This window comes from Pseudoalteromonas sp. NS-SX12, assembly GCF_057367955.1.
This window is the reverse complement of sequence record NZ_CM170634.1, coordinates 2,194,718-2,218,288: the sequence shown is the minus strand read 5'-3', so window position 1 is coordinate 2,218,288 and position 23,571 is coordinate 2,194,718. Positions and strand designations below refer to the sequence as shown.

21 protein-coding genes and 1 riboswitch are annotated in these 23,571 nt (G+C 40.6%); of the genes, 10 read left to right on the top strand and 11 right to left on the bottom strand.

Annotated elements, in window-relative coordinates:
• Window positions 1-57 precede the first annotated feature (57 nt).
• The gene (locus AC2IOM_RS10260) at window positions 58-2,025 is read left to right on the top strand and encodes a methyl-accepting chemotaxis protein (RefSeq protein ID WP_486358296.1); all 1,968 of its coding nucleotides are present in this window, start codon (window positions 58-60) and stop codon (window positions 2,023-2,025) included.
• A gap of 59 nt (window positions 2,026-2,084) precedes the next feature.
• On the opposite strand, the gene AC2IOM_RS10255 is transcribed toward AC2IOM_RS10260, so the two are convergent.
• Window positions 2,085-2,969 carry an NAD(P)-dependent oxidoreductase gene (locus AC2IOM_RS10255; protein ID WP_486358295.1) on the bottom strand — a complete coding sequence of 295 codons (885 nt, stop codon included), beginning with the start codon at window positions 2,967-2,969 and terminating at the stop codon, window positions 2,085-2,087.
• A 93-nt stretch (window positions 2,970-3,062) separates the two neighbouring features.
• Here AC2IOM_RS10255 and AC2IOM_RS10250 point away from each other — a divergent pair, with 93 nt between their 5' ends.
• Window positions 3,063-4,052: a 2-hydroxyacid dehydrogenase gene (locus tag AC2IOM_RS10250; RefSeq protein ID WP_486358294.1), complete on the top strand. Its 990-nt coding sequence runs from the start codon at window positions 3,063-3,065 to the stop codon at window positions 4,050-4,052.
• 310 nt (window positions 4,053-4,362) lie between these two features.
• Window positions 4,363-4,971, top strand: coding sequence for a MarC family protein (locus AC2IOM_RS10245; RefSeq protein ID WP_010559901.1), 609 nt, complete (start codon window positions 4,363-4,365; stop codon window positions 4,969-4,971).
• A gap of 139 nt (window positions 4,972-5,110) precedes the next feature.
• Here AC2IOM_RS10245 and AC2IOM_RS10240 read toward each other — a convergent pair whose 3' ends face one another.
• Together AC2IOM_RS10240 and AC2IOM_RS10235 are read right to left on the bottom strand one after the other, a co-directional pair.
• Entirely contained in the window at window positions 5,111-5,458 is a 348-nt protein-coding gene (locus tag AC2IOM_RS10240) for a hypothetical protein (RefSeq protein ID WP_486358293.1), read from the bottom strand.
• A 171-nt stretch (window positions 5,459-5,629) separates the two neighbouring features.
• Window positions 5,630-6,952, bottom strand: coding sequence for a sodium-dependent transporter (locus tag AC2IOM_RS10235; RefSeq protein ID WP_486358292.1), 1,323 nt, complete (start codon window positions 6,950-6,952; stop codon window positions 5,630-5,632).
• 106 nt (window positions 6,953-7,058) lie between these two features.
• Between AC2IOM_RS10235 and AC2IOM_RS10230 the strand changes: the two genes are divergently transcribed.
• A complete protein-coding gene (locus AC2IOM_RS10230; RefSeq protein ID WP_486358291.1) occupies window positions 7,059-7,844 on the top strand; it encodes a 4'-phosphopantetheinyl transferase family protein in 786 nt (261 codons plus the stop codon).
• On the opposite strand, the gene lysC is transcribed toward AC2IOM_RS10230, so the two are convergent.
• Both lysC and nhaD read right to left on the bottom strand, forming a co-directional pair.
• On the bottom strand, window positions 7,794-9,080 hold the full coding sequence (gene lysC / locus AC2IOM_RS10225) for a lysine-sensitive aspartokinase 3 (protein WP_249363238.1): 1,287 nt from the start codon (window positions 9,078-9,080) through the stop codon (window positions 7,794-7,796). The two genes, AC2IOM_RS10230 and lysC, sit on opposite strands and share 51 nt — an antisense overlap.
• Window positions 9,081-9,210: 130 nt before the next feature.
• Window positions 9,211-9,384, bottom strand: a riboswitch (Lysine riboswitch).
• Between the two features lie 83 nt (window positions 9,385-9,467).
• Window positions 9,468-10,721, bottom strand: coding sequence for a sodium:proton antiporter NhaD (gene nhaD, locus AC2IOM_RS10220; protein WP_100913583.1), 1,254 nt, complete (start codon window positions 10,719-10,721; stop codon window positions 9,468-9,470).
• Window positions 10,722-10,915: 194 nt separating this feature from the next.
• Here nhaD and AC2IOM_RS10215 point away from each other — a divergent pair, with 194 nt between their 5' ends.
• The 5 genes from AC2IOM_RS10215 to AC2IOM_RS10195 all read left to right on the top strand — a co-directional run bounded on the left by AC2IOM_RS10215 (window position 10,916) and on the right by AC2IOM_RS10195 (window position 17,569).
• Complete coding sequence (locus tag AC2IOM_RS10215) at window positions 10,916-12,163, top strand: hypothetical protein (RefSeq protein ID WP_486358290.1); 1,248 nt, start codon at window positions 10,916-10,918, stop codon at window positions 12,161-12,163.
• Window positions 12,164-12,168: 5 nt separating this feature from the next.
• Window positions 12,169-12,720: a condensin complex protein MksE gene (locus AC2IOM_RS10210; RefSeq protein WP_486358289.1), complete on the top strand. Its 552-nt coding sequence runs from the start codon at window positions 12,169-12,171 to the stop codon at window positions 12,718-12,720.
• Window positions 12,720-15,518, top strand: a complete 2,799-nt coding sequence (locus tag AC2IOM_RS10205; RefSeq protein WP_486358288.1) for an ATPase — start codon at window positions 12,720-12,722, stop codon at window positions 15,516-15,518. The genes AC2IOM_RS10210 and AC2IOM_RS10205 overlap by 1 nt, the downstream gene beginning before the upstream one ends.
• Window positions 15,519-15,853: 335 nt before the next feature.
• Window positions 15,854-16,486: a lysoplasmalogenase gene (locus AC2IOM_RS10200; RefSeq protein WP_486358287.1), complete on the top strand. Its 633-nt coding sequence runs from the start codon at window positions 15,854-15,856 to the stop codon at window positions 16,484-16,486.
• Window positions 16,487-16,534: 48 nt separating this feature from the next.
• Window positions 16,535-17,569: a phospholipase effector Tle1 domain-containing protein gene (locus AC2IOM_RS10195; RefSeq protein WP_486358286.1), complete on the top strand. Its 1,035-nt coding sequence runs from the start codon at window positions 16,535-16,537 to the stop codon at window positions 17,567-17,569.
• A gap of 345 nt (window positions 17,570-17,914) precedes the next feature.
• Here AC2IOM_RS10195 and AC2IOM_RS10190 read toward each other — a convergent pair whose 3' ends face one another.
• The 5 genes from AC2IOM_RS10190 to AC2IOM_RS10170 all read right to left on the bottom strand — a co-directional run bounded on the left by AC2IOM_RS10190 (window position 17,915) and on the right by AC2IOM_RS10170 (window position 20,733).
• Window positions 17,915-18,205, bottom strand: coding sequence for a putative quinol monooxygenase (locus AC2IOM_RS10190; protein ID WP_486358285.1), 291 nt, complete (start codon window positions 18,203-18,205; stop codon window positions 17,915-17,917).
• Window positions 18,206-18,242: 37 nt separating this feature from the next.
• Window positions 18,243-18,668 carry a DUF7832 domain-containing protein gene (locus AC2IOM_RS10185; RefSeq protein ID WP_486358284.1) on the bottom strand — a complete coding sequence of 142 codons (426 nt, stop codon included), beginning with the start codon at window positions 18,666-18,668 and terminating at the stop codon, window positions 18,243-18,245.
• Window positions 18,669-18,762: 94 nt separating this feature from the next.
• The gene (locus tag AC2IOM_RS10180; protein WP_486358283.1) at window positions 18,763-19,356 is read right to left on the bottom strand and encodes a hypothetical protein; all 594 of its coding nucleotides are present in this window, start codon (window positions 19,354-19,356) and stop codon (window positions 18,763-18,765) included.
• Window positions 19,357-19,466: 110 nt separating this feature from the next.
• Window positions 19,467-19,745 (bottom strand): hypothetical protein, encoded by a 279-nt coding sequence (locus tag AC2IOM_RS10175; RefSeq protein WP_486358282.1) that lies wholly within the window; start codon window positions 19,743-19,745, stop codon window positions 19,467-19,469.
• A gap of 625 nt (window positions 19,746-20,370) precedes the next feature.
• Complete coding sequence (locus AC2IOM_RS10170) at window positions 20,371-20,733, bottom strand: hypothetical protein (RefSeq protein WP_486358281.1); 363 nt, start codon at window positions 20,731-20,733, stop codon at window positions 20,371-20,373.
• A 235-nt stretch (window positions 20,734-20,968) separates the two neighbouring features.
• On the opposite strand from AC2IOM_RS10170, the gene AC2IOM_RS10165 reads away from it, so the two are divergent.
• Window positions 20,969-22,345 (top strand): MFS transporter, encoded by a 1,377-nt coding sequence (locus AC2IOM_RS10165; RefSeq protein ID WP_486358280.1) that lies wholly within the window; start codon window positions 20,969-20,971, stop codon window positions 22,343-22,345.
• An 82-nt stretch (window positions 22,346-22,427) separates the two neighbouring features.
• On the opposite strand, the gene pyrC is transcribed toward AC2IOM_RS10165, so the two are convergent.
• Window positions 22,428-23,465, bottom strand: coding sequence for a dihydroorotase (gene pyrC / locus AC2IOM_RS10160; RefSeq protein WP_486358279.1), 1,038 nt, complete (start codon window positions 23,463-23,465; stop codon window positions 22,428-22,430).
• Between the last annotated feature and the right edge of the window lie 106 nt (window positions 23,466-23,571).

Here is a 23,571-nt window from a genome sequence, read left to right as displayed (position 1 = left end):
GACAACTTGTTCTAAATTTAATATGCCTGCATATCGTTTATCAACAAGGAAGTGCGCATGTTAGACAACCTTTCTTTCAAAAAAGCCATTATCGCAATATCCGTTGTTTCATGTTTGTTTATTTTTTTACTCATAGGTTTTTCTATCCAGGAAGATATAGACAACATAGACAGTGCAAAAGGCGATCAATTACTGCTTGAATTGGCTCTGAAAGCCGACAACGTTGCGCATAACTTCGCAGTAGAAAGAGGCCTGTCAGCGGGCTTTATTGCCGGTGGCGCAGCAAGTCAGTTTACGAAAGTAACAGCGCAACGCAAAAAAGCCGACAACGCATTGCAAGCGCTAAAAAATGCCGATATGAACACCCTCTCTAGTGAAGCAATACTGTTGAGAACACGGCTTGAAAACTATATTGCTAACCGCACAGCTATTCGCCAACAAGTAGATAACCGAAACGGTAAAGAGGCCTTTAATTTTTACTCAGAAGTTAATTTAATGGCTCTTGATTTAGTAAAAGCCATTACTGTTTCAATTGATGATTCACAAACTCGTGCGCAGTTTATGCAGGTTTACTTTTATTCACACCTAAAAGAGCATTTAGGGCAAGTAAGGGGCAAACTCAACGGAATTTTATCGGCAAAAAAATTCAATTCAACACAAGCGCAAGAGGTATCAAGTTACATCGCCAATATTCGACGTTTTAAATCGCTGCTGTCGGATAGCTCAGAGCAATCGCGTTTTTTCAAAGATCCCAGTATTGCCAAATATAACGACTATATTAATAACACCATTAATGATGTCTTTTTAAATCAAAAACCAACAAGTTCATGGCCAGAAGCAAGCGCATGGTTTGCCACAACGACCCAATATATTAATCAAATTAAACAACGCGCTACTGAATTTACCACTGAGATAAATACGCAAAAGCATGCAACGATTAACAGCTATTACCAAGGTTTAACTGGCAAACTTGTGGCATTATTAGTGATTGCCGGTGTCATCGTATGGGCAAATATTCGCGTAATAAAAGGCCTTACGTCAAAAATAAACCATATTAAAGAAACCTTATCGTATGTGTCGGATTCTGGCGATTTGACCATTCGATTAAACGATCAATCTCATGACGAACTCGGTTCCATTAGTCGAGATATTGATAAGTTGCTCAATTCACAAAAGGATTTGGTTGGTCACTTATCAAACGCTCTGCATATTATGAGTGGCAGCATTGACAAAATATCTGATGTCAGTCGCCATGTTATTGATCAGATTGTTAAAAATGATGGCGCACTGCAGAATATCGCCAGCTCAACTGAGCAGCTTTTTCAAACCACGCTAGGTATTAAAAATGAGATGAACGAGTCGATGGATAGCACCTCACAGCTTGACGATGTGTCAAAGCATACCCGCTCCATCACAGAGCAATCAAAAGGCTCGCTCGATACCCTAATCGAGTTAAATGAAAACGCATTTAACTCCACCGAAAGCTTGCACCATAAAAGTCAATCAATCGTATCGATATTAGAAAGTATTAATAGTATTGCTGAGCAAACTAACTTATTAGCGCTTAATGCCGCAATTGAAGCAGCCCGCGCTGGTGAACAAGGTCGAGGCTTTGCGGTCGTTGCCGACGAAGTCAGACAACTTGCTATTCGCTCTAAAGATGCCACAAGCGAAATCAGTGGTGTGTTGGAACTGGTGAAAAATGACGCAGAAGAATTAAAAAGTTTAATGGAAAATATACACGAGTCGAGCAAATTCACCTCAACTAACAGTAACTCTTCACTTGAAAATATAAACACACTTTATAATCAAATCAGTAATATTCAGGCACGCTTAAAATCAGTATCAGTGTCAACTGAAGAGCAATCGGAAGCCGCATCTCATATTACCCAACAAGTGAGTGTTATTAGTGAAGAATCTAATTCCATTACCAGCGATATGGAACAATTAAATGAATTGATTGAAGGGCTTACACAATCAAATCAACAACTAAAAAGCTCAATTACTCACTATAAAACAGCCTAAGCCGTGAGTTAACTGAAAACGCCACTACTTTGCAACAATTAGCGGCGTTTTATGTGCGATTAGTGTTTACCTTTACTTGCTTCTAAACGCGCTAATAAGCTAGATGTATCATAGCGGCCACCGCCAAGATTTTGTACTTCACTGTAAAACTGGTCAACAATTGCTGTTACTGGCAACTGTGAACCATTTTTACGTGCTTCATCTAGCGCAATTCCTAAATCTTTGCGCATCCAATCAACGGCAAAACCAAACTCATACTCGCCCTTAAGCATAGTTTTATGACGATTTTCCATTTGCCATGAACCCGCAGCGCCTTTGGCAATGGTCTCAACCACTTTTTCGCCATCAAGCCCCGCATTCATCGCAAAGTGCATGCCTTCAGCAAGTCCTTGTACCACACCCGCAATACAAATTTGATTGACCATTTTGCAAAGTTGGCCTGAACCAACCGGCCCCAGTAATTGGCTAAACTGTGAAAATGCCGCCATAACCGGCTGCGCTTTTGCAAACACCGCATCATCACCGCCACACATTACGGTTAATACACCATTTTCTGCGCCAGCTTGTCCGCCTGAAACAGGCGCATCTATAAAATCATTGCCTTGCGCTTTTGCAAGTTCGGCTAGCTCCTTTGCAACTTCAGCCGAGGTTGTAGTGTGGTCCACAATAACAGCGCCCGGTTTTAATCCAGCAAGTATGCCATTTTCACCTTTCACCACTTGTCGTAAGTCATCGTCGTTGCCAACGCAAATAAACACAAAGTCTGCGTTTTCAGACGCTGCTTTTGGCGTTTGTGCAAAGCGACCCAAATATTCATTAGCCCACTTTTGCGCTTTTGCTGTGGTGCGGTTATAAACACATGTTTCATAGCCTGCATTTTTAAGATGACCCGCCATTGGGTAACCCATTACACCTAGGCCAATAAACGCAACTTTTAACGACATAACTTACTCACTTTTAATCTTTACAAAACTGCGATTGAGTATAATCATTTAACACATTGAATTATAGGCCTACATTTCGCCAAGGATATCTATATGACTACAGCACCATTTCGCATCGCGTTTTTTAGCGCGCAAAAGTACGATATCAGCGCATTTGACAGCCAATTGCCAAACGATATAACAGCTGAATATTTTACGCAGCCACTTAACGAAATTTCAGTAAAACTTGCCGAAGGGTTTGATGCGGTATGTTGCTTTGTAAATGATACGCTCAATGAAACAGTGATTAACGCCTTAAACGAAATTGGCATAAAACTCGTTGCCCTGCGCTGCGCAGGTTTTAATAACGTGGATATTCCAGCCGCAAATCATTGCAAAATGGTCGTAGTACGGGTGCCTGCGTACAGCCCTGAAGCAGTTGCTGAGCATTGCTTAGCACTTATTCTTACGCTTTCTCGTAAAACTCATAAAGCCTATAACCGCGTTAAAGAAAACAACTTTGATTTAAATGGCTTACTTGGTTTTAATCTGCATAACAAAACGGTTGGTGTGATTGGCCTTGGTAAAATTGGCAGCGCTTTTGTTAAAATTTTAAATGGATTTGGTGCAAACGTGATTTATTTTGATCCATTTGCCAAAAGTGAGCTAGCTAAGCCAGTTAGCCTAGAAACCCTTTACCAACAATCAGATATTATTGCCCTGCACTGCCCGCTTACCAACGATACGCTGCATATCATCAATGAAGAAGCACTTGAGCAAATGAAACCGGGCGTAATGCTTGTCAACACTAGTCGCGGCGCGTTAATTGATACTGCTGCGTGTATTCGCGCACTTAAATCGCGCAAATTAGGTTATTTAGCGCTTGATGTATATGAGCAAGAATCAGAACTATTTTTTAAAGATATGAGCTGTGAAATTATCGATGACGATGTATTTCAGCGTCTTCTCACCTTTCCCAATGTGCTGATCACTGGCCACCAAGGCTTTTTCACACAAGAAGCTATGAGCGAAATTGTGGCGACCACACTTGACAATATTTCGGCGTTTCGTTTGCAGCAACCACTTGAGAATCAAGTAAGTTAAATCGTGTTAATAAACACGCAAAGTAATGAGTAATAGCAGTACACATAATTACAATTTTAAATACTATTACCCGTTATAATTGCGTGCTTATAATGCCAATTACATTCATTAATGTGGTTACAGTTCACGGTCGAATAACGCTACCATTAATAAGACGTTTGGCTCGCGACAATGGTCGTTTAATTAATAAAGCTTTGTGTGATTTTTCAATCGCCTTTCACACATAAAAAGCACTATATTAAGTTACACACTATGTAACAAGATAAGTGCTTTCATCCCGAACACGTCAACTTAATAGGTAAATTTTTATATGATTGACTTTGCAGCAACCTTTATTTTGTTTTTTGCGGTTATCGACCCCATTGGCACAGTACCTGTATTTATAGCTGTGACACGCGGTTTCGACGCTAAAGCAAAACGAAAAATTGCGATGCTTTCTGGACTTGTTTCCGCTCTGATCCTGCTATTTTTTGTAATTGCCGGAGAGTACATTTTAAGCGCCATGGCAATACCCTTATCGGCGTTTCAAATCGCTGGCGGCATTGTGCTGTTCTTATTTGCGCTTTCAATGATTTTTGGTGAAAGTAAACCTGAAGAAGAAGTACGCTTGGTAAAGCAGTATCATGAAACCGCCATCTTCCCGTTAGCCGTGCCCTCTATTGCAGGCCCTGGTGCTATGCTTGCGGCAGTACTTGCAACCGAAAATGCCCGCGTTGATTTGTGGCAGCAAGCGCAAGTTGCTGGTGTAATGATAGCTGTAGTGTTCTTAGCATTTTTATTAATGCTAATGGCAGGCAAAATTCAAAAGCTCATTGGTAATGCAGGCGCTATCGTTATCAGTAAAGTAATGGGTTTAATTTTAACAGCGGTTGCAATCACTAACGTACTCACCGGCTTTAAAAGCTATTTTAACTTATAAAAAAAGCGCGTTTAAAACGCGCTTTTTTGTACCAATAACCTATTACTTAAATGCCACGTTAGCAAACACCGCTAACATTAAGATTGGGCAAATAAAATAAAAAGCAACATATGATATTTATGACTAATAAAATGTAGCTTTAGCCTCTTGGAGCAACTGTAAAAGGGGTTTTTTCTGAAAGTTTTAATTTATTCTTATTGTAAAACTCTCTTCTAGCTTCCTCTCGAACTAGTCTCTGCTGTTCACTCGTACACACTTTCTTTTTAATTCTAGAACCTGTTTTAGGTTTATGTGAACATCTAAATCCAAGTTTATCAGCAGCAGCCTTTAACTCAGCAGCAGTAAACTTAGTTTTGTTAGCCAAAGCTTGAAGCTCGCTGTCTGTTAGTGTTTGGCTTTGTGAATGCGTACTATCATCTGTATTTGATGTACTATTACAGCCTGTCAAAAAAAAGGCAACGATCACATAAAAAACTGTTCTTTTCATTATTTTATACTTATTTTTCTTAAACTTAGTAATAACTTATCTAGCAACACAAAAATATCAACACTTTTGTGTTTAACGGCGCTTAAATTAGGACAAATCATAACACTAAAGGTATAAAAGTCTTGCCGAAGCTGTTATGTCAAGATGTTTCGCAAGCTGCGACCTAATCTCCTACTTTAATGCCACGTTAGCAAACACCGCTAACATTAAGATTGGGCAAATAAAGCGAATATAATTTGCTAGCACTTTATAACCAAGTTTGTTTGATTCGTGCAGTTTGTTACCGCGCTTCCAAAGCCACCCCACAACCACAAAGTAGAATAACCCCATTAATGGTAATTGATATTGGGTAAATACGGTGATCACTAAGCCAAACAACCATTCAAAATTAACGATAATCACACTCGAACAAATACCCACAATAACCGTTACCAGCCAAGTTGCTGGTTTTCTATCAAAACCATGGTTTTCGACTAAAAACGATACTGGAATTTCTGTCGATGAAATTGTTGACGTTAGCGATGCAATCGACATTAATACAAAAAAGACAAACGCCACCACTAAACCAAAGGCACCTAAGGTAGCAAATAACTGAGGTAACACAGCGAAAATTAATTGCCCTTCACCAATCAACTTGCCACCTTGCATAATCTCAACACCCTGCGCTTGTGCTACATAAAGTGCAGGAATAATCAACAAGCCCGCTAAAAACGCAACGCTGGTATCAAGCATGGCAACTGAAATCGACATTTTTGCCACGTTTGCATCACGTTTTAGATACGAGCCGTAAATCATCATGCAACCAACACCCAGCGATAACGAGAAGAACGCTTGCCCCATTGCTGCAATAATTAAATCAGGATCAGTGACTTTACTAAAATCAGGCACTAAATAAGCATTAAACCCTTCGCTTGCGCCATCTAACGTCGCAATATAGGCAATTAACGTAAGCAGTAACACCAATAAAACCGGCATTAATCGGCGCGACCAAACCTCAATACCCGACTTAACCCCTTTTAAAATAATACTGGCGGTTAATATCAGCATCAGCGGCGTAAAAATAAAGTTGCGCAATATTGAATCTGATTTTAAGAAGTTTGCAATGTCGGTAAGGCCAAAGAATGTGGCGATTGGTTCAAGTGCAAATGCCAGCATCCAGCCAGCAACAATGCTGTAAAAGCTGAGCATAACAATGGCGCCGCCAAGGCCAATATAACCTGCTGCCGCGCCCATTTTCTTGCTGGTAGATTGGCACGCTTCAGCCAACGCCTTTACGGGGTTCGCTTGTGCACTATGGCCAATATAGAGTTCAGTAAAAAGCGCAGGTAACGCCAGTAAAAAAATTACAATAAAGTAAACCAACAAAAATGCACCACCACCGTGGTTTGCCGCTTGTGTTGGGAAGCCCCAAATATTACCTAAGCCAACCGCGGCGCCTGCCGCCGCTAATACAAAACCTAAGCGACTTTGAAAGCCATCTCTAATTTGTGCCATATTGAACTCTTATTTTTATTATCTACACCACGACTTACGTAACCAAGCAAGATATACTGCAGCAAATTGTAAAACTGCGCTTGGCTAAAAGACTAATCTATCGGGTATGGAAACGATTAACAACAAAAAACCACCAATCACAGGCATCTCGCCTGAGCGCGCGCATTTTAGCGTGCTAAGCCCTAAGTCACCAATTAATTTAGTTATAGCCAATAGCCAAGCCCTTAATTTCGACCAAATAAACATCACAAGTTTATTATCTGCGCATGAAATTAGCATTTTAGAAAGGCGCAAGTTAGAAAGCGCTAAACGCGAATACTTAGCCTCGCGTTATTTAATTAAGCAATTAGCGCAACAGTTTTTGGCGTATGAGGCAGCTGAACTCACCACCTTTTTTGATGAACACACTGCACGTTTGGTAATTAAATATCAAAACAACACCCTGCCACTTTCACTGGTGATAAGTCATTCCAAAGGCTGGGTTGCGGTATATTTAGCACATGAGCCAGAGCGTATGGGCATCGACCTTGAGTTTATGTCGCAAAAGCGCCCTTTTTTAAAACTAGCCAAACACTTTTATCATCAAGATGAAGTTAGAGAAATTGAAGCGGCAAACCCTATGTCCGATACTTTTTTTCGTATTTGGACATTAAAAGAGGCCCTTGCTAAAGCTGTTGCCATGCCAATTGCCCAGCTGCTTTCACCTAATGTATATGATGGATATGCAAAACATAATTTAGCAGCTTATAGCTGCCAAATTAATGGGTTTGATTTTAGTTTGGCAACGCCAATGACTGTTAAACAGCCACCAGCGCTTATTGAAGTTTCCCTTAAACCCGATTTAACAGGCTTCGAGCAAACGGCTGTGAATCGCTTGCACCACGTTATCTGATTCAGTTTGCTCAACTAAGAAACACAGGTTGTGCTTACTTGCACCATGGCAAATTAAACGAATATTAAAATCACTGAGTACACCCATTAAGTTAATTTCGCCATGACGTAATTGAATTTCAGAGCCAATCAGTGCAACTAACGTTAAGTTATTCTCAACCGTTACATGACAAAACTCGCTTAACTCGTCAAGACAAGCTTGTTCCAACTCCGGACGCGATGCATTCGGCGCGTTATCTAGCGTTAACGCGACACTGATTTCAGAGGTAGTAACTAAATCTACTGAAATATTGTACTTTGCTAAAATGGTAAAAACACGTGCTAAAAAGCCGCTAGCAAGTAGCATTTCTGGGCTTTTAACCGTTAATAATATTTGGTTTTTACGCTGGGTTACCGCGCGAATACCCGCTTGTTCTGATTTTTCTTTCTCAATCCAAGTACCACCTTGTTCTGGCGCTTTACTTGAACCAACAAACACACTAATACCACTGCGACTTGCTGGTAAAATAGTGGCTGGGTGCAATACTTTCGCGCCAAAGGTTGCCATTTCTGCTGCCTCATCAAAGCTCAGCTTGGCAATCGGTGCCGCTTTTACACATAAACGAGGATCTGTACTAAAAATACCCACTACGTCTGTCCAAATGTAAACAGCTTTTGCGTCAACCGCTTCAGCCAATAATGCTGCACTGTAATCAGAACCACCACGGCCAAGCGTGGTTGTGTCACCTTGGCTATTTGCACCAATAAAACCTTGGGTAACAACAATGTTTTCGCTTAATAACGGCAATAAATTTGCTTGTGCTAATTCACGAGTGCGTTCAACGTTCGGTTCTGCTTTACCAAAATGTGAATTGGTCGCTAGCACTTCGCGTACGTCAAAGCGCAGCGATTGTGCACCTAAGCTGCGTAAAACTTGGGTAAATAAATACGATGATAAACGCTCACCAAAACTTAATAGCTCGTCGCTTGCTTTGTCATCAAATTCGTTTTGTAATGCAAAGGTTTTAAACGCTTCAAGTGTTGCTAAAAAACCTTCGGTAATGTCGTCATCTAATGTGAGTTTTTCAGTAATTTTGTGCTGAATGGCTACCACGGCGTCAATATGCTCTTGGCGCGCAGCGTCCGTCAAATCGTCATTTGCAAGGCTTACTAAATGATTGGTAACACCAGAGCTTGCACTTACGGCAACTAAACGGGTGCTTGGGTTTGATATAACAATTTCGGCGCAGCGCACCATAGCGTCATAGTCTGCGACACTGGTACCACCAAATTTTGCTACATTAATACTCGAATTAGACACGGTCTCTCCTTTAAATCTTAATAAGGAGAACTTGGCAAGGAACGTGATTGATTACATCAGGATAGTCTCTGCCAGAAGCTCTCCACCTGTTACAGGTGACAGTCCCGAAGATTCAACTTCTAGAACCGAAGCAAGCTGGCCACAAATCCAGATCACTCCTCGGCAGTTAACCCCCTGATAGACCGTCGTCGGGAATGTGCCCTCGAATCTACTACCTGGTTAATGCACCTCTTCTGTGTTTGAATACTTAATAAGCACACAAACAAAAGCCTTCTAAAAAGAAGGCTCTTGAAATTTACCGTTTAGCCGTCTAGCTGTCAATCACTAATTAAGAAATAAACAACCAACTAAATACGATGATGAATAACCAATAGTGTAGGCAATCATCAAATACATAAACATACGTAGGTAACTTACAAAGGTAAGCTCCTTAATTTTGCTCATCGCAATAATACCCGCAGCTGAACCGATAATCAGCATTGAACCGCCTACACCGGTTGCATAGGTAAAGGTTAACCACTGACGTGTATCCATTACGATATCTGCTTTTAAAAGTGCTGCGGTAAGCGGTACGTTATCAACCGCTGCTGACAAAATACCCATAAAGTAGTTTGCATATTCAGGTGCAAGCACTTCATAAAGGTGGGTAAATTGATTCAACACACCAATCTCTTTCATCGCACCTACAAGTAGTAACACACCTACAAAGAATAATAAGGTGTCGTACTCAATTTCACGTACGTAATCGATAATCTTTTTATTCACGTCTTTTTTGCGCATTAAGAATTGCGCAACTAAAAACATTAGCGATAAACCAAATAAGAAAGTTAATAATGGCGGAATGTGATACCACACACTAAACATTAGTGTCGCTACGATGGTTGAAACAAAGATACAGGCAATGGTGATATCGGTTTTTTCAATACGGCGCAGTTCGACTTTTTCAAAAGTAATAGTGCCTTTCATGCCCATACTTAGCATCGCCGCTAAAATAAATACCGATAACGCTGCAGGAGCCACAAGCAACAATAAGTTAGCAATGGTGACTTTATCAGCAAGGAAAATCATTAAAGTCGTTACATCACCGGTGATAAGCGATACCCCACCCGAGTTAACCGCAAATACAATAAGCGTGGCATACTTAATGAGTTTTTTGGCATCAAGCTTTAACGACATCACAACCGCCAGCGATATCAGCGTTGCCGTGATGTTGTCAGAAATCGACGAGAAGAAAAATGCAAACGCACCGATTAAATACATCAAATTGCGTTCGCTCATTTCATTAGGCAATACCCTATGCACCAAGCTTTGAATAAACCCTTTGGAGTTTAAATATGCAACAAAGGTCATCGCTGCCATCAAAAACAACCACAAGGTCGCAATTTCTAAAATATTATGATCGAGTTCTTTTTGAACAGATTCTGGACTTTGCCCATGTAAAGGGGAAATAAAGAGAATAATCCAGCACAAAGTTCCAAAAAATAGCGTTGTTTTGGCTTTGTTTACATGGATAATATCCTCTATAACAATCAGCACGAATGCGATTATTATCAGCGCGAGAATAACACCTGACACCATCTTGTTATTTTAACCTGTAGAGTTGAGTTAAAAATTTGAACGAACACCCAACCTGCGGTCGATAAGAAGCCTGTTGAGCGGCGCGAAGTGTAGCACTGAAGATTACCTAAAACCACTACGGTTTTAGTCTAATTACACATTTTTTTTATAAAAAATTTACTTTTTGGATAGATATCAAGTTAACGTGGATAAATATGATCCCACCTAAAAGAATTCTAGCAACCTTGGTAGACAATTGGTCACTGATTGAAGCCCTAATTAAACGCTTTGATTTTGGCGATTTTAGTTTCCAAGATGCCCAAAGCTTGTTAAAAAAATTAGAACCAAAACTCTCTTCCGAGGCGGTATTTAAGCAAATTAACAAGTTGATCCAGCTAGAGATCATCATACCTTTAGCTAAATCGTCACAGCTCGAAATTAACCGTGCTATTGCCGATTTCTCGCAGTTTTTATTGCAAGAAGAAAGCCTTGGCCTCGTTGGCGAGATTCACGTACTCGTTGACGATTTGGCGCGCTTAAACCAACGTTTATCTAACGCTGGCTTTAACGACGATGAAATGGAAATTAAACGAAACGCCCGCATTATGGATGAGCGCGTGCGTAAAATTGTTAAATTATTCCAACATAATCAAAACGCTATTTTTAACCTTGTTGAACAAGCTAAATCGAACGACTCTAATTTAACGCTGGCAAAACGCTATAAAGCAGTCATTGAAGCATTTGATGAATACATTGAACCAATGCTCAATATGGTCGATATTGGCGGCGAATTTAAGCTCTGTTTTGAGCAAATTGAAGCCTCTCTGAGTGACTTGATTATTCACTTCACGACCCTTGGCAAATTTAAACACGAAAAACGCCAGCTTGAGCAATTGCGTAGCCGTATTTTAGATATGTATTTAATTGGTCAGCAATCTCTTACCAAAAGTGCCGATGTATTATTGCCACTGCGAGAAGAGCTGCGCCGAAATACCCAGCTAACCAAACAAACTTCAGAGGTACTTGCGCTTATTCGTAAACAAGGGGTGGATAAAATCCTTGGCGAATTTATGCCGTACTTTAGCTCAGAGGCGCAGCGATTGTCGCTTGGTTCTAACAACCAAATCACTGCGTATATGGCTGAGCTTGCGGAGTTTGAGCACGACGAGTACGAATTACCGGATATGAGTGCGGTGAATCAATACATTGCACCTAATATTCCTGATTACAATCACGTAAAACAACGCTTTACGCAAGCTAAACGCAGCAAAAAAGCGTCTATTATGGATTTCTTAACGACCACCTATGATGAACTAGAAACTGACGAGTTATTATACCTTTACCAAAAACTAGCAAGCGATAACACGCTCGCTATTTCGCATGGCGAGCAAGTAACCATTCAAAGTGGCAATAAACAGCTTACGCTCAAGCCGTATCTCGCACGTTCAGTTTCATCGGATTAATTTTTATGTCTCAAATCGATTTATCATTGCTTTCAGAGCTTAAAGCAATCAACAAAAAACTGGTGTCTGGCTACCATATTTGCGAGCAAGACAGCCAACTATTTCAACAACTTGATCAAGAGTTTGATGCTTATGAAGCGCTTTTTGCTGCTCTTGGCCAAACCCTTGTTCACGATGCCCGCGGCTTTTATTACCTGCAAGCGGATGAGGGCACCCCAAATATGGGTAAAATCTCACGCTCATTTGCCCTTACCATTTATGTACTGATTGAGCACTATGCCAACCTCGGTAAAGATCCGCTGGTTGCCCTATTCGATAGCGATATCGACCTTGAGCTGATGATGACCTTAGTGCAGAACAACAAGCACTTGTTTGATCAGCTAGAGATCTTTTCAGGAAGCGATATGCGCCGCGATGTGTTTTTACGTATGGTAAGACTTGGTGTTGCCCGCGAAACTGAACTGGGTTTTCGTATTCTTGCCTCAGCGCACCGCTATTTAGATGCGCTAAACGACATTAGCAATTTTCAAAGTCACATGGACGAGGAGCAAGTGTAATGACTGAATTATATGGATTAACCAAACTTGCCCTATTAAATACTGCAGGTTACGCAAAATGTGTGATCCCGCTCAATAAAAGTAGTTCTATTTGTGCGCCTAATAACACAGGTAAAAGCTCGGTTATCAACGCTTTACAGTTTCCGTTGATTAACGATTTACGTTTAACCGAATGGGACGGACACGACCTTGACGAAACCCGTAAATTCTATTTCGCGTCTGATCAATCGTATATTCTACTTGAAGCAGAACTCCCCCATGGCCCAGTAGTAATTGGTGTAGCTGGCCTTGGTAAAGTAGCAGGTTATGGCTACCAGTATTTTTGCTACCACGGCAAATTGGATTTAGCCGACTACACGCAAAACAAACGCATTTTAAAATACACTCAGCTATTTAAAGAGTTAGGTGAAAAAGGTTACGCCCCGTATGAGCTTAAAGCACAAGAGCTAAATGCCCTACTAACTGGCGGCGCAACCCCATTTGATAGCGTGCTTAACCTTAAAATGATCCCGCTTAATCATGCCCATGACGCACCAATTTATAAAGAGATCTTCCGCCGAATTCTTAACTTACATAAGCTTGGCGCGCAAGATGTAAAACGCTTTATGTTAAAAGTGTTTGAGCGTCATATGTCAAACGCCAAGGTGGACTTTTACGATGTGTGGCAACGCGCCTTTGAAAAAGTAAATCGTGCAAAAATTGAGTTAAAAGCGCTTGAACAAAATGGCGAAGCCATCACTGCGCTTGAAAGCATGTTAGAGCATCAAAGTGCACTAAAAGGCAAACTTGCGGCCTTTGCGCCAAAAATTGATAAAGCCTTAATTGATTACAGCGACTTTAACGACAACAAACTGATTGAAATCACCGAACAGCTTGAAGGCATTGAAAGCGAGAAAATCGAGTTTGAACAGCGCCAAAGCCTGTATGTCGGACAACTTCGTGAAATAGAACGTAAACGCACCCAACTTGATGCTTGGTTTAGTGAATTTTCTACCCTTAAAAATGAATTTGAGCTGGTTAACGAAGCGCAGTTAAAAGCAGAGCTTTCGCAAGTTAAAAAAGAATACGATGCGCTCTCGCATACCCTTGCCAGCGCCGAGGGGCAATCACTTGTTACCCTAGATTTCCGCATTAAAGATGCCACCAAGCAAATTAAGAGCTTAAAACAGCAGCTTAAAAACCTTGAGTACAACTTATTTACTCGCATGCGTGAAGACTTATCACTGAAAGAAGTAGAAGATATTTCGTGCCTGCTTAACCACGATATTATGACCATGGCAACGTCGGGTAAAAACGACATTACCATTCATGATGAAACCGCATTTAGTGAACTGCTTGATTTAATTTCCCGCTCAATTGAAGGCAATGTCGCAAAATTGCCGGGCATTGATATTCCATTAAAGGGTTTAAACGCGCTTAAAATGCAATCGGGCGATGATAAAGAAACCATTAAAGCGCAAATTAATGCGTTTGAAACATCGCTAAAAGAATTACTGGCACAAAAAGAAGTTGCCGTTGATTTAGAAGGCAAAAAGCAGGAAAAAGAAACCCTGTACCAAACGGTAATGGCGCACGAAGCCGCACTGAGTCAATTTGCTAAATACACCACTATGCTTGCTTCAATTGAGGCGCAAGAGTTACTGTTGTCACAACTTGAAAGCGAGCAAGACGAAGTAGAAGGGCTACTGGGCGAAGTGCAAAACGCCGTTGCCACCATTGCAGATAGACGTTCAATTATTAAAGCTAACCGCGATATGCTGGCGCGCCAAAGTGCCCGTTTAGCGCAAGTAAAATCTGAGCGTATTGACCATACTCTTGATTTTTACTCAGGTAAATCAACGCCCTATCCAATTGATATCACCATTGATTTTGATAACTTAGCCGATTTAATTCATGGCTTTAATAAAGACTGTCATGAGCTAAGAAATTTTGCGGTTAATGTATCAAACACCTACCTGCATATTTACAACGCAGGCCTGACAAAATTTGATGGCGAAACGGACGAATACTTAAAGTATCAAAAAGTGATAAATGCATATCATAACCTTGATAACGAGCAACAAGCGGTGGAACGCCAAGCGCGTGTGGCATTGACTGAAGTCGCTGCCACCATTAAAGGGCTGCGCGAAGATTTAGATCGCCTGCGCCGTGAAATGAACAGCTTTAATAGCGGCATTAGCCAGCACCGTATTTCAAACTTAAAGAGCTTTAAAATTGAAGTACTGCCGCGCAAACAACTTATTGAAAGTATTGATACCATTATCTCTACCTCAAATAAGCTCGATAACGGCGATACGCTCGACTTACTTAGCCAACAAGCGTTTGATGAAAAAGAGATTAATCGCGCGAAGGATCACTTAATTGAGCTTGCCACAGGTAATGGTGGTTTAACCTTAAGTGATTTATTTGATATTCGCTTTGTCGTGGTCAACCGTGCGGGCGAGCAAGATACTTTTGATAAAATCGATTCTGCTGGTTCAAACGGTACCCGTATTACCATTAAGCTACTGTGCGGCATGCTGTTTATTCGCTACTTATTGGCAGATAAAGAACAAAGCAAATACCGTATTCCTATCTACATTGACGAAGCGGCAGATATCGACCCGCAAAACCAACAAGCGATTATTGAAACAGCTTACAGTTTTGGTTTCGTGCCGCTGTTTGCCTCGGTTAAGCCGCAGGTCAGCTGCGAATACATCGTACCTATTCGTACAGTAAGCGATGGTAAACAAAACTGGGTGGATGAAAACGACTGGATTGAAGTAAGCGATACTGAAAGTAATTTAGTTGCAAGCTGATTACCCAGAACTCACGTTATTTAAAAGCGGCACAAAATAAGTGCCGCTTTTTGTTTTGTTCTCTTTTACCTATATTCGCCTCGGTTAAACCGCAAGTCAGCTGCGAATACATCGTGCCAATTCGCACAGTAAGTGATGGTAAACAAAACTGGGTAGATGAAAACGACTGGATTGCAGTAAGCGACACTGAAAGTAATTTAGCTGCAAGCTAATTTAACCAGAGCGCAAATTAATTAAAAGCGGCACAAAATAAGTGCCGCTTTTTGTTTTAAACTGTTGAGTTCTTCGCAGTTCTTGCGTATTTTGGTCACAATTTTGTTGTAAAACCGTTAATTATGTTTAATACACTTCTGCCTTTTATTTTTATTTCGGCATACAGTCACATTTACTTTGATAGCTTAAAAAAAGACGCACTCTGTTATATTTTTAAGCCACTAACTACCATTTTGATCATTTGCCTTGCGTATTTGCAAACCACTACCTTCACATCGGTACACTATTGGGTATTTGGCGGATTAGTCTTTTCACTTATTGGCGACATTTTTTTAATGTTGAAAAAAGACTACTTTTTGCAAGGACTTATCGCATTTTTTATCGCTCACGTAGCCTATGTGATTGCCTTTACCGACACCACAGGCTTTGAGTTTAATGCGTGGTTACTGCTCTTTTTATTAGCTTATGCAGGCATACTCATTGCCGTTTTAAATAAACATTTAGGTAAGTTGCGTATTCCGGTTTACGCCTATGCAACGGCACTGACGTTAATGGTGCTTACAAGCTACAACTTCTTCCAGCTATCGTGGCACTACATGAGCCTTTACGCTTTTGTTGGCGCGCTGTTTTTTATGGTGTCAGACTCAATTTTAGCGTATCGCCGTTTTGTTAAAGAATATGCGTGGAGCCAACCTGCTATTTTAGCGACCTACTACATCGCGCAAAGTATGATTGCGCTTAGCTTAACCAATTAGCCTTGAATGGGTTTATAGAATAACGAGTATTAACAAGGACTGTTTTAAATGAATGCCGTATTTTGCTTCGATGGCACCTGCAACGAACCCAGCGATGTGGATGATGTATTTTACAACAGCAGCATCAGCAATATTTTAAAAACCCATATTTTTTGTGGTGGTGATTTAATCAATACAAGCCACGCCTTTGAGCAGCAAAAAAGTTTTTATTACGCAGGTATTGGCACCTACGGCAATTGGTTAAGCCAAGTGTTTAATACCATGTTTGCACCTGAATACGCTGATTTAGAAAGCATTTACAACCAAGCCTACAATGACTACCTCACCCTTCGCGGTGATGACCACATTTTTATTTTTGGTTTTAGCCGCGGCGCCGCAATTGCAAGGCGCTTTGCCAGCAAACTCACTGAGCAAGGTCGAAAAATCACTTTTTTAGGGGTATACGACACTGTTGCGTCTATCGGCATGCCTGATTTAAGCGCACACACTCAGCCTGCGAGCGATGTGGTTTTTGAAAACAACAGTGTAAGCCCGCTAATTCAACAGGCAGTGCATTTAGTTGCTATAGATGAACGCCGTATTGCTTTTCAACCCTTGCTGATGGCACCTGGCGCTAATGTAAAAGAAGTATGGTTTGCCGGTGTGCACGCAGATATTGGCGGCGGATTTTGGCACGATGGTCTTGCCGACATTTGCCTAAGCTATATGCTTGAAGAGGCAAAACACTTTGGTTTACAAGTGCTTGAACTTCATCAAGTCGATTACTCAAAACTTAGTGAGAATGAGGTATCCATCGGCTCTGACGATATCGCCATTTTCCCGCAAATTGATGGCCCACTGCACCAAAAAGCCCGCACTGGTTTTATGTCATCAAAAACCTTAAACCCAAGGCAAGTGCGCGTTGATTGCTTGGAAGACTGTATGCCGCTGGTACATTACAGCGTGGTAGAACGTTTTCAAGCTATCGCCGATTACCGCCCAATCGCCCTTCGCAATAAACCATTTCAGTTGCTATTACCCAATGGTGAACGCAGTGGGATGATTTTTGGGATAGAGGGTATGAGGGAATATTCGGTTTTATAGATTTTGATTCAAGCGTCAGAGTTTAAAGTGCAGCTTTGCTTCCATGCGGGGTATCTTGCGCCATCCATGACGCCCTCGTTCATTCTTTTTAAACGGCCAAAAAGAACGAACCAAGAAAAAGCCGACCCAAAATCAAACTAATTCTTCAAATAAAAATTGAAATGAACGCAAACAGCATACAATCGATATCCCTATCTCAGGTATGCTTTTGCCAGCATCCTTGCTGGCAATTGCTCATCAATTTTTCTTTTCAGGTTTGATTAAGGGGTGAATGAGTGAATCTAAATTCCTGCTTCTAAAGACTGTTCAGTGCCAAACTCGGACGTTCGGTACCATAGTCTCTCGTTATACATTTTTGACACTGCCAGTTATCTGATAATGCCTTTCAACATTGCGACTAACCTTGCCCCAAGCAGAGCTTTTAACCCTCAGTTGGTGTTTGTCGAATGATTTTTGATCCATGAACTCTTCATAGACCGTGAATTTGTTTAACTGGAATTTATCTTGAACAACTTCAAATTTAATGCAACCAGTTTCTTGGCGAGTCAACTCAATGTGGGTAGCTAGCTCATTTTTAACAACCACTAATTCTTGGTCTGGAACTAAGATATGTCCTTGTAAGATAATTTTCGACACGCTCGATTTCCCTAAAATGTCCATTTTAAACAGTTTGTTATGTGTTCGATTGAGACCACATTTCAAAATGTTTAGAGATTACTGACGCCACTTTATCATATGTTTCCCAGGTATCTGGTACATGATAAATAGTTTCGTATTTTTCTTCTGGGTCAACAGCCTCAACATATACGGAAAAATACTCATTTTCGTAGAACTCCGAAGCAAACTTATTGCCAATATAATTGAGATCTTCATCAGTGAATTTACCATCACAATTATCAGCAAGAAATTGACCGCCAGTTTTAAGTTTGCTTATTACGGCTTGCACATCTTCTGGCCGCTCAAAGTTATGTACTTCACCAACCATGCCATGAATTAGAGCCCACGCAAGGAAAACTCCAGTATGAGTATAAGCATTTTTTTCTGGCAATCCTGCGGGGTAGTCACCACCATAATGCCATGATGCATCATCGTACTTCATAGTTTTTCAAACTCCATTTAGAACACAAAACGCCTTGCTAAAAGGCGAGTAATTGTTGGCTAAAATGTAAAGCGAAGCGGAACCGAGCCAACTGTTACGAGTCCTGCTTGAGCAACTTGTTAAGGTTCTGTTCACTCAAATACTTTGAAAGAACAGAGTATTTATTTAAATGTTCAGCAGAATAAGCCGGAAGTACAAATAAGTTCATATCAGCCGCTAAGCTGAACATTTTTTGACAATCTTCTTGTTTTTTATATTTAAAGTGGATTGTCCAGTTGTCTTCAAACCACAACTCTACACCTAAGTCAGAAAATACTATGTTTGGGTAATACACGTCATTAAACAAATCTGAGACATATTCACCTACTTTTGAACTTTCGATATAACGAGAGAACTGTATGCGCTGTTTCGAATTACGCCCGACATATTTATATCTAACAGGTTGCTCTATGTCGCAAAGTTTGAACAAAAACGTTTTTATACGTTGATCCCATTCTAGTTTTTGTTCCTTTGTCGCTTCGTCAATAATATTGATTGAGTTGGTTTCATAGAGCCAATGATCAAAAATTGTTATAGCTGCCCATGAGAAATCTTCTTCTGTGCAATCTTCATTGTACTTAAGAAGAAAAGAAAACTTTTCAGACAACTGATTGTTTTCTTTTTTGGGAAGATTTCGAAACTTTCTCATAACAACCTTAACGCCCCACTAAGGTGCGAGTAATAGTTGGCTAAAATGTGCAGCGAAGCGAAACCGAGCCAACTGTAACGAGTCACGCTTTAGTGGCTTGTTAGGCTTTGTTACTTAAAGTGCCTATATTTTCTATTGCAATCAAGAAAACCAACTACAAAAAAAGCGAGGCCTATGATACCTGTTATGTCTTTATATAAACTAACCAACACGGCTACGATACAAACTAGCAAAACTACCAGAATATAAGTATAAAGCCTTTTATTTCCTTGAGGCTTATGCTCAATATAGCCTCCGAGCAAAGCATAATTAGTTCCCACGAATAAAATTAAATAATTAAAGTATTCTTTTGGAAGCAACACAGCTACATTTGCATTCCAAATTGCCATGAATAGAATCACAATGAATGTAAAACAAAGCACTAAATGATAGTTTTTTAGCATCCATACTCTCGGAAACATGAAAGAAGCCTAACAGTTTATTAAGAGGCAAGTTGCCTCTTTTTCTACCGCAACATCGCCTGTTTACATACTGAAGCAATTTATAACACTAATAATTAGTTGTTACTAGTCAAATAGTTATTTGAAAATTGACATTTTATCAGTTGCAAAAAACAGGCAAATTGCCTGTTAATATTATTAAGGGGGAAATAATCATTAAGAAATGGAATAGGCATAATTTTTACTTCTAACAACTAAGAGTTTGATATGTGCATTGAGTAATTTGTTCAATGACCGTTCCTCGCTCATTTGTGACCTTGAAGTCTTTTGCTGAGATTAACTTCCCCCTTTAATCAAACCTGAAAACGGATTTTAAATGAGTAATGCGAGACAGGGAGCGAAGCGGTCGAGCAAGCCATGTACAACAGGGACGTTGCTTCATGGCGTTTATGTTCACATTTAAAAGACGTTTGAAGATTAAGTTTGATTTTAGGGGCGCTGGGGGAATCCAAAGGGGGGCTGGCGTTAGCCCCCTTTTGGCTGCCGTCGCCAGCGCGACAAATATGGTTTATTTTTATAACGATTGTTTACGTGTGTTTAGATAATATAAATACGCAAGTCCAATAGGTGCGATGAAAATTGCTAAGCCCCAGCATAGAAGCATTGTGACAAACTTAACTATCAACATAAGCAATGCATTTACAAAAAATACATTTTTTCCAAGTATTGCGTCTAACAGGCTTTCGTAAGCAAACCTTGAGTAAGGATACAGTACAGTATTCACAACAAAATAAGCAATTTGATCAATTCTAACTGATTGATCAGAAGTAAAAATTACATAAAGTGGAAAAATAGCAAATAGTGATCCAAACAATAGATGACGTACATATAGTTGGGTATTCATCCCACCAAAAGTGTTTTTAATTATATGATTCATAAATCCTCCTTGATTTCATTTTTAAGTTGTCACTAGAGCCTTAAAAACAATGACTTTTTATTAATATCAAATAATGTGACCGACCGCCACAGTTAGATGTTATAGACAATACTCGAATAAAAATAAGTTACTCTCAATTACTAACAAAATTCAACCTCAAAAACTCCAACTTCCCCCTTGGAAATCCCCTCTCAATCCTCTAGTATTACTCCTAACCGTGCAAAAAAGTATTTCAATGAAATCATTCCCTTCGCTTTATTTCACAAACTTATTTTTGATTGGTGGAACGGGTTTACTCACCACTTACCTAGCGCTTTATTTAGGCCAGCATAATGTCTCTACATTCTGGATTGGTTTACTCACTTCTTTTTATTATTTAGGTTTGTTACTTGGCTCTAAATTAGGTTACCACTTAATTAAATCTGTAGGGCATATTCGCACCTTTGTGGCGAGCACTGCCGCGGTAACCGCTTGTGTTGCAGCGCATGCGCTGAGTGATAATATTTACCTGTGGCTGGCACTTCGCTTAATTGTTGGCCTTAGCATGATGTGTAATTACATGGTGTTAGAAAGCTGGCTTAATGAGCAAGCAGCGCCCGAATCCCGTGGCCGGGTATTTTCGTTTTATATGATCACTTCATACCTAGGTATGGTGCTTGGTCAATTAGCGCTATCGCGTTTTCCAGAGCTCGGTTATGCCCCACTCTTTTTAGTCTGTATGGCGTTGTCGCTTGGTATTATTCCAATTTCTATTACTCGGCGTATTCACCCTAAACCGCTCAAACCAATTCAAGTGAGTTTATTTGGCTATTTTAAAAAAGTACCACAGTCGCTTACGGCAGTGCATTTTGCAGGCATTATTAATGGTAGTTTTTATGGTTTGGCACCTACGTTTGCAAGCCTTTCGGGCTTTAGCGCCCAAGAAATTGCATTATTTATGTCAATCACCATTTTTGCAGGTTTACTGGCGCAGTGGCCGATGGGTGTTATTTCCGACAAAATTCGCCGCAGTATTTTAATTCGCAGTAACGCGATTGCCATTGGTGTGGTGAGTTTGGCCTTGTTTTTATTACCGCTTACTCAGTATGTCGCTTATGCCCTAACTTTTGCCTTTGGCTTATTTGCATTTACGCTCTATCCGCTGTCATCTGCACTGGCAAACTCGCGTGTAGAAGATGAAGATCGCGTTGGTGTATCGTCAGCTTTACTGATTATGTTTGGCGCAGGGGCAGCGCTTGGTTCGGCAGTGAATGCCCAAATCATGGCGTTTTTTGGTCACCAAGCTTTGTACGGTTCAACTGCGGTGCTCACTGTGGTGATGTTTGCACTCTTAAGCTTTATTAACTCTAAGCAAAAAGCGGAGCAACCCGAGCCAAGCGATTATGTGGTAGGTACATCCGATGTTACTGCATCGCCACTGGCTGCAACTATGGATCCGCGTATTGAAGAAACCACTGCGCACGAGCAATTGCTGGTGGTTGAAGAAGAAAATCTTAGCTCTGAAGATTTAGACGATGAAGAATTTGATGACCAAGAGTTTACTAAGCAGCAACACTCAGATTTTGATGCAAGTTCAGAACAAACCTTAAAAAAGAATGAAGAAAAAACGTAGCCATTAAGCTAACTTTATTTATATAACACAAACAAAAAAGCCCGCAATTAGCGGGCTTTTTTACATTTGGAAAATGTATTTGTTACTTCACTTTCCACGTGATTTCATCGCCTGCGCGAATTGGCACAACAACGTCATCGCCTAGTGGGTATGACTCTGGCACTTGCCACGTGTCTTTTTCAAGTGTCACTGTGTCGGTATTGCGTGGTAAACCGTAGAAATCTGGGCCATTAAAGCTAGCAAACGCTTCTAACTTATCAAGTGCACCAACTTCTTCAAATGCTTCTGCATATAGCTCAAGTGCTGCGTGCGCAGTGTAAGAACCAGCACAACCACATGACGCTTCTTTTTTATCTTTAAGGTGCGGCGCTGAATCCGTACCTAAGAAGAACTTTTTGCTGCCGCTTGTTGCCGCTTTAATTAACGCTTCTTGGTGAATATTGCGCTTTAAAATTGGTAAACAGTAATAATGTGGACGAATGCCACCTGCTAGCATGTGGTTACGGTTATACAGTAAGTGGTGCGCCGTAATGGTCGCTGCAACATTATCACCTGCTGCCGCGACAAACTCTGCTGCATCTTTCGTCGTAATGTGCTCAAGTACAATCTTAAGATTTGGGAAATCATCCACAATTTTGCACAGAATGTTTTCAATAAATACTTTTTCGCGGTCAAAAATATCAATGCTTGAATCAGTTACTTCACCGTGAATAAGTAACAACATACCTACTTCAGCCATTGCCTCAAATACCGGGTACATGCCTTCAATTGAAGTTACGCCTGAATCTGAATTAGTAGTTGCGCCTGCTGGGTATAATTTAGCAGCAACAATTTTACCGCTCGCTTTCGCTTTTTTAATTTCTTCTGGCGTTGTTTTATCTGTTAGATATAGCACCATTAGCGGTTCAAAGTTGCTGTTATTGTGCGCTTGAATTCGCTCGAAGTAGCTCAGGGCAGAATCAGTACAGGTTGCTGGTGGTACAAGGTTAGGCATAATAATCGCGCGACCCATGTAACGGCTTACGTCACGTACGGTGTCTTTTAACTGGTCGCCATCACGTAAGTGAATGTGCCAATCGTCTGGGCGAGTAATGGTTAATTTAGCAGTTGTGTCTGTCATGATCCTACCTTTTATTGACGGTGAGCGGACGAACGTCCGATTGTGCTGATCTTATTGACTTGTGATGCTGCTGTAAAGCGCTAGCGTTGAGGTTTATCGATAATAA

What these genes read in the sequence shown, in the direction of transcription:
- AC2IOM_RS10260 (WP_486358296.1), top strand. Translation starts at nt 58, where the DNA reads ATGTTAGACAACCTTTCTTTCAAAAAAGCCATTATCGCAATATCCGTT.
- AC2IOM_RS10255 (WP_486358295.1), bottom strand. Translation starts at nt 2,969, where the DNA reads ATGTCGTTAAAAGTTGCGTTTATTGGCCTAGGTGTAATGGGTTACCCA.
- AC2IOM_RS10250 (WP_486358294.1), top strand. Translation starts at nt 3,063, where the DNA reads ATGACTACAGCACCATTTCGCATCGCGTTTTTTAGCGCGCAAAAGTAC.
- AC2IOM_RS10245 (WP_010559901.1), top strand. Translation starts at nt 4,363, where the DNA reads ATGATTGACTTTGCAGCAACCTTTATTTTGTTTTTTGCGGTTATCGAC.
- AC2IOM_RS10240 (WP_486358293.1), bottom strand. Translation starts at nt 5,458, where the DNA reads ATGAAAAGAACAGTTTTTTATGTGATCGTTGCCTTTTTTTTGACAGGC.
- AC2IOM_RS10235 (WP_486358292.1), bottom strand. Translation starts at nt 6,952, where the DNA reads ATGGCACAAATTAGAGATGGCTTTCAAAGTCGCTTAGGTTTTGTATTA.
- AC2IOM_RS10230 (WP_486358291.1), top strand. Translation starts at nt 7,059, where the DNA reads ATGGAAACGATTAACAACAAAAAACCACCAATCACAGGCATCTCGCCT.
- lysC (WP_249363238.1), bottom strand. Translation starts at nt 9,080, where the DNA reads ATGGTGCGCTGCGCCGAAATTGTTATATCAAACCCAAGCACCCGTTTA.
- nhaD (WP_100913583.1), bottom strand. Translation starts at nt 10,721, where the DNA reads ATGGTGTCAGGTGTTATTCTCGCGCTGATAATAATCGCATTCGTGCTG.
- AC2IOM_RS10215 (WP_486358290.1), top strand. Translation starts at nt 10,916, where the DNA reads ATGATCCCACCTAAAAGAATTCTAGCAACCTTGGTAGACAATTGGTCA.
- AC2IOM_RS10210 (WP_486358289.1), top strand. Translation starts at nt 12,169, where the DNA reads ATGTCTCAAATCGATTTATCATTGCTTTCAGAGCTTAAAGCAATCAAC.
- AC2IOM_RS10205 (WP_486358288.1), top strand. Translation starts at nt 12,720, where the DNA reads ATGACTGAATTATATGGATTAACCAAACTTGCCCTATTAAATACTGCA.
- AC2IOM_RS10200 (WP_486358287.1), top strand. Translation starts at nt 15,854, where the DNA reads ATGTTTAATACACTTCTGCCTTTTATTTTTATTTCGGCATACAGTCAC.
- AC2IOM_RS10195 (WP_486358286.1), top strand. Translation starts at nt 16,535, where the DNA reads ATGAATGCCGTATTTTGCTTCGATGGCACCTGCAACGAACCCAGCGAT.
- AC2IOM_RS10185 (WP_486358284.1), bottom strand. Translation starts at nt 18,668, where the DNA reads ATGAAGTACGATGATGCATCATGGCATTATGGTGGTGACTACCCCGCA.
- AC2IOM_RS10180 (WP_486358283.1), bottom strand. Translation starts at nt 19,356, where the DNA reads ATGAGAAAGTTTCGAAATCTTCCCAAAAAAGAAAACAATCAGTTGTCT.
- AC2IOM_RS10175 (WP_486358282.1), bottom strand. Translation starts at nt 19,745, where the DNA reads ATGGCAATTTGGAATGCAAATGTAGCTGTGTTGCTTCCAAAAGAATAC.
- AC2IOM_RS10170 (WP_486358281.1), bottom strand. Translation starts at nt 20,733, where the DNA reads ATGAATCATATAATTAAAAACACTTTTGGTGGGATGAATACCCAACTA.
- AC2IOM_RS10165 (WP_486358280.1), top strand. Translation starts at nt 20,969, where the DNA reads ATGAAATCATTCCCTTCGCTTTATTTCACAAACTTATTTTTGATTGGT.
- pyrC (WP_486358279.1), bottom strand. Translation starts at nt 23,465, where the DNA reads ATGACAGACACAACTGCTAAATTAACCATTACTCGCCCAGACGATTGG.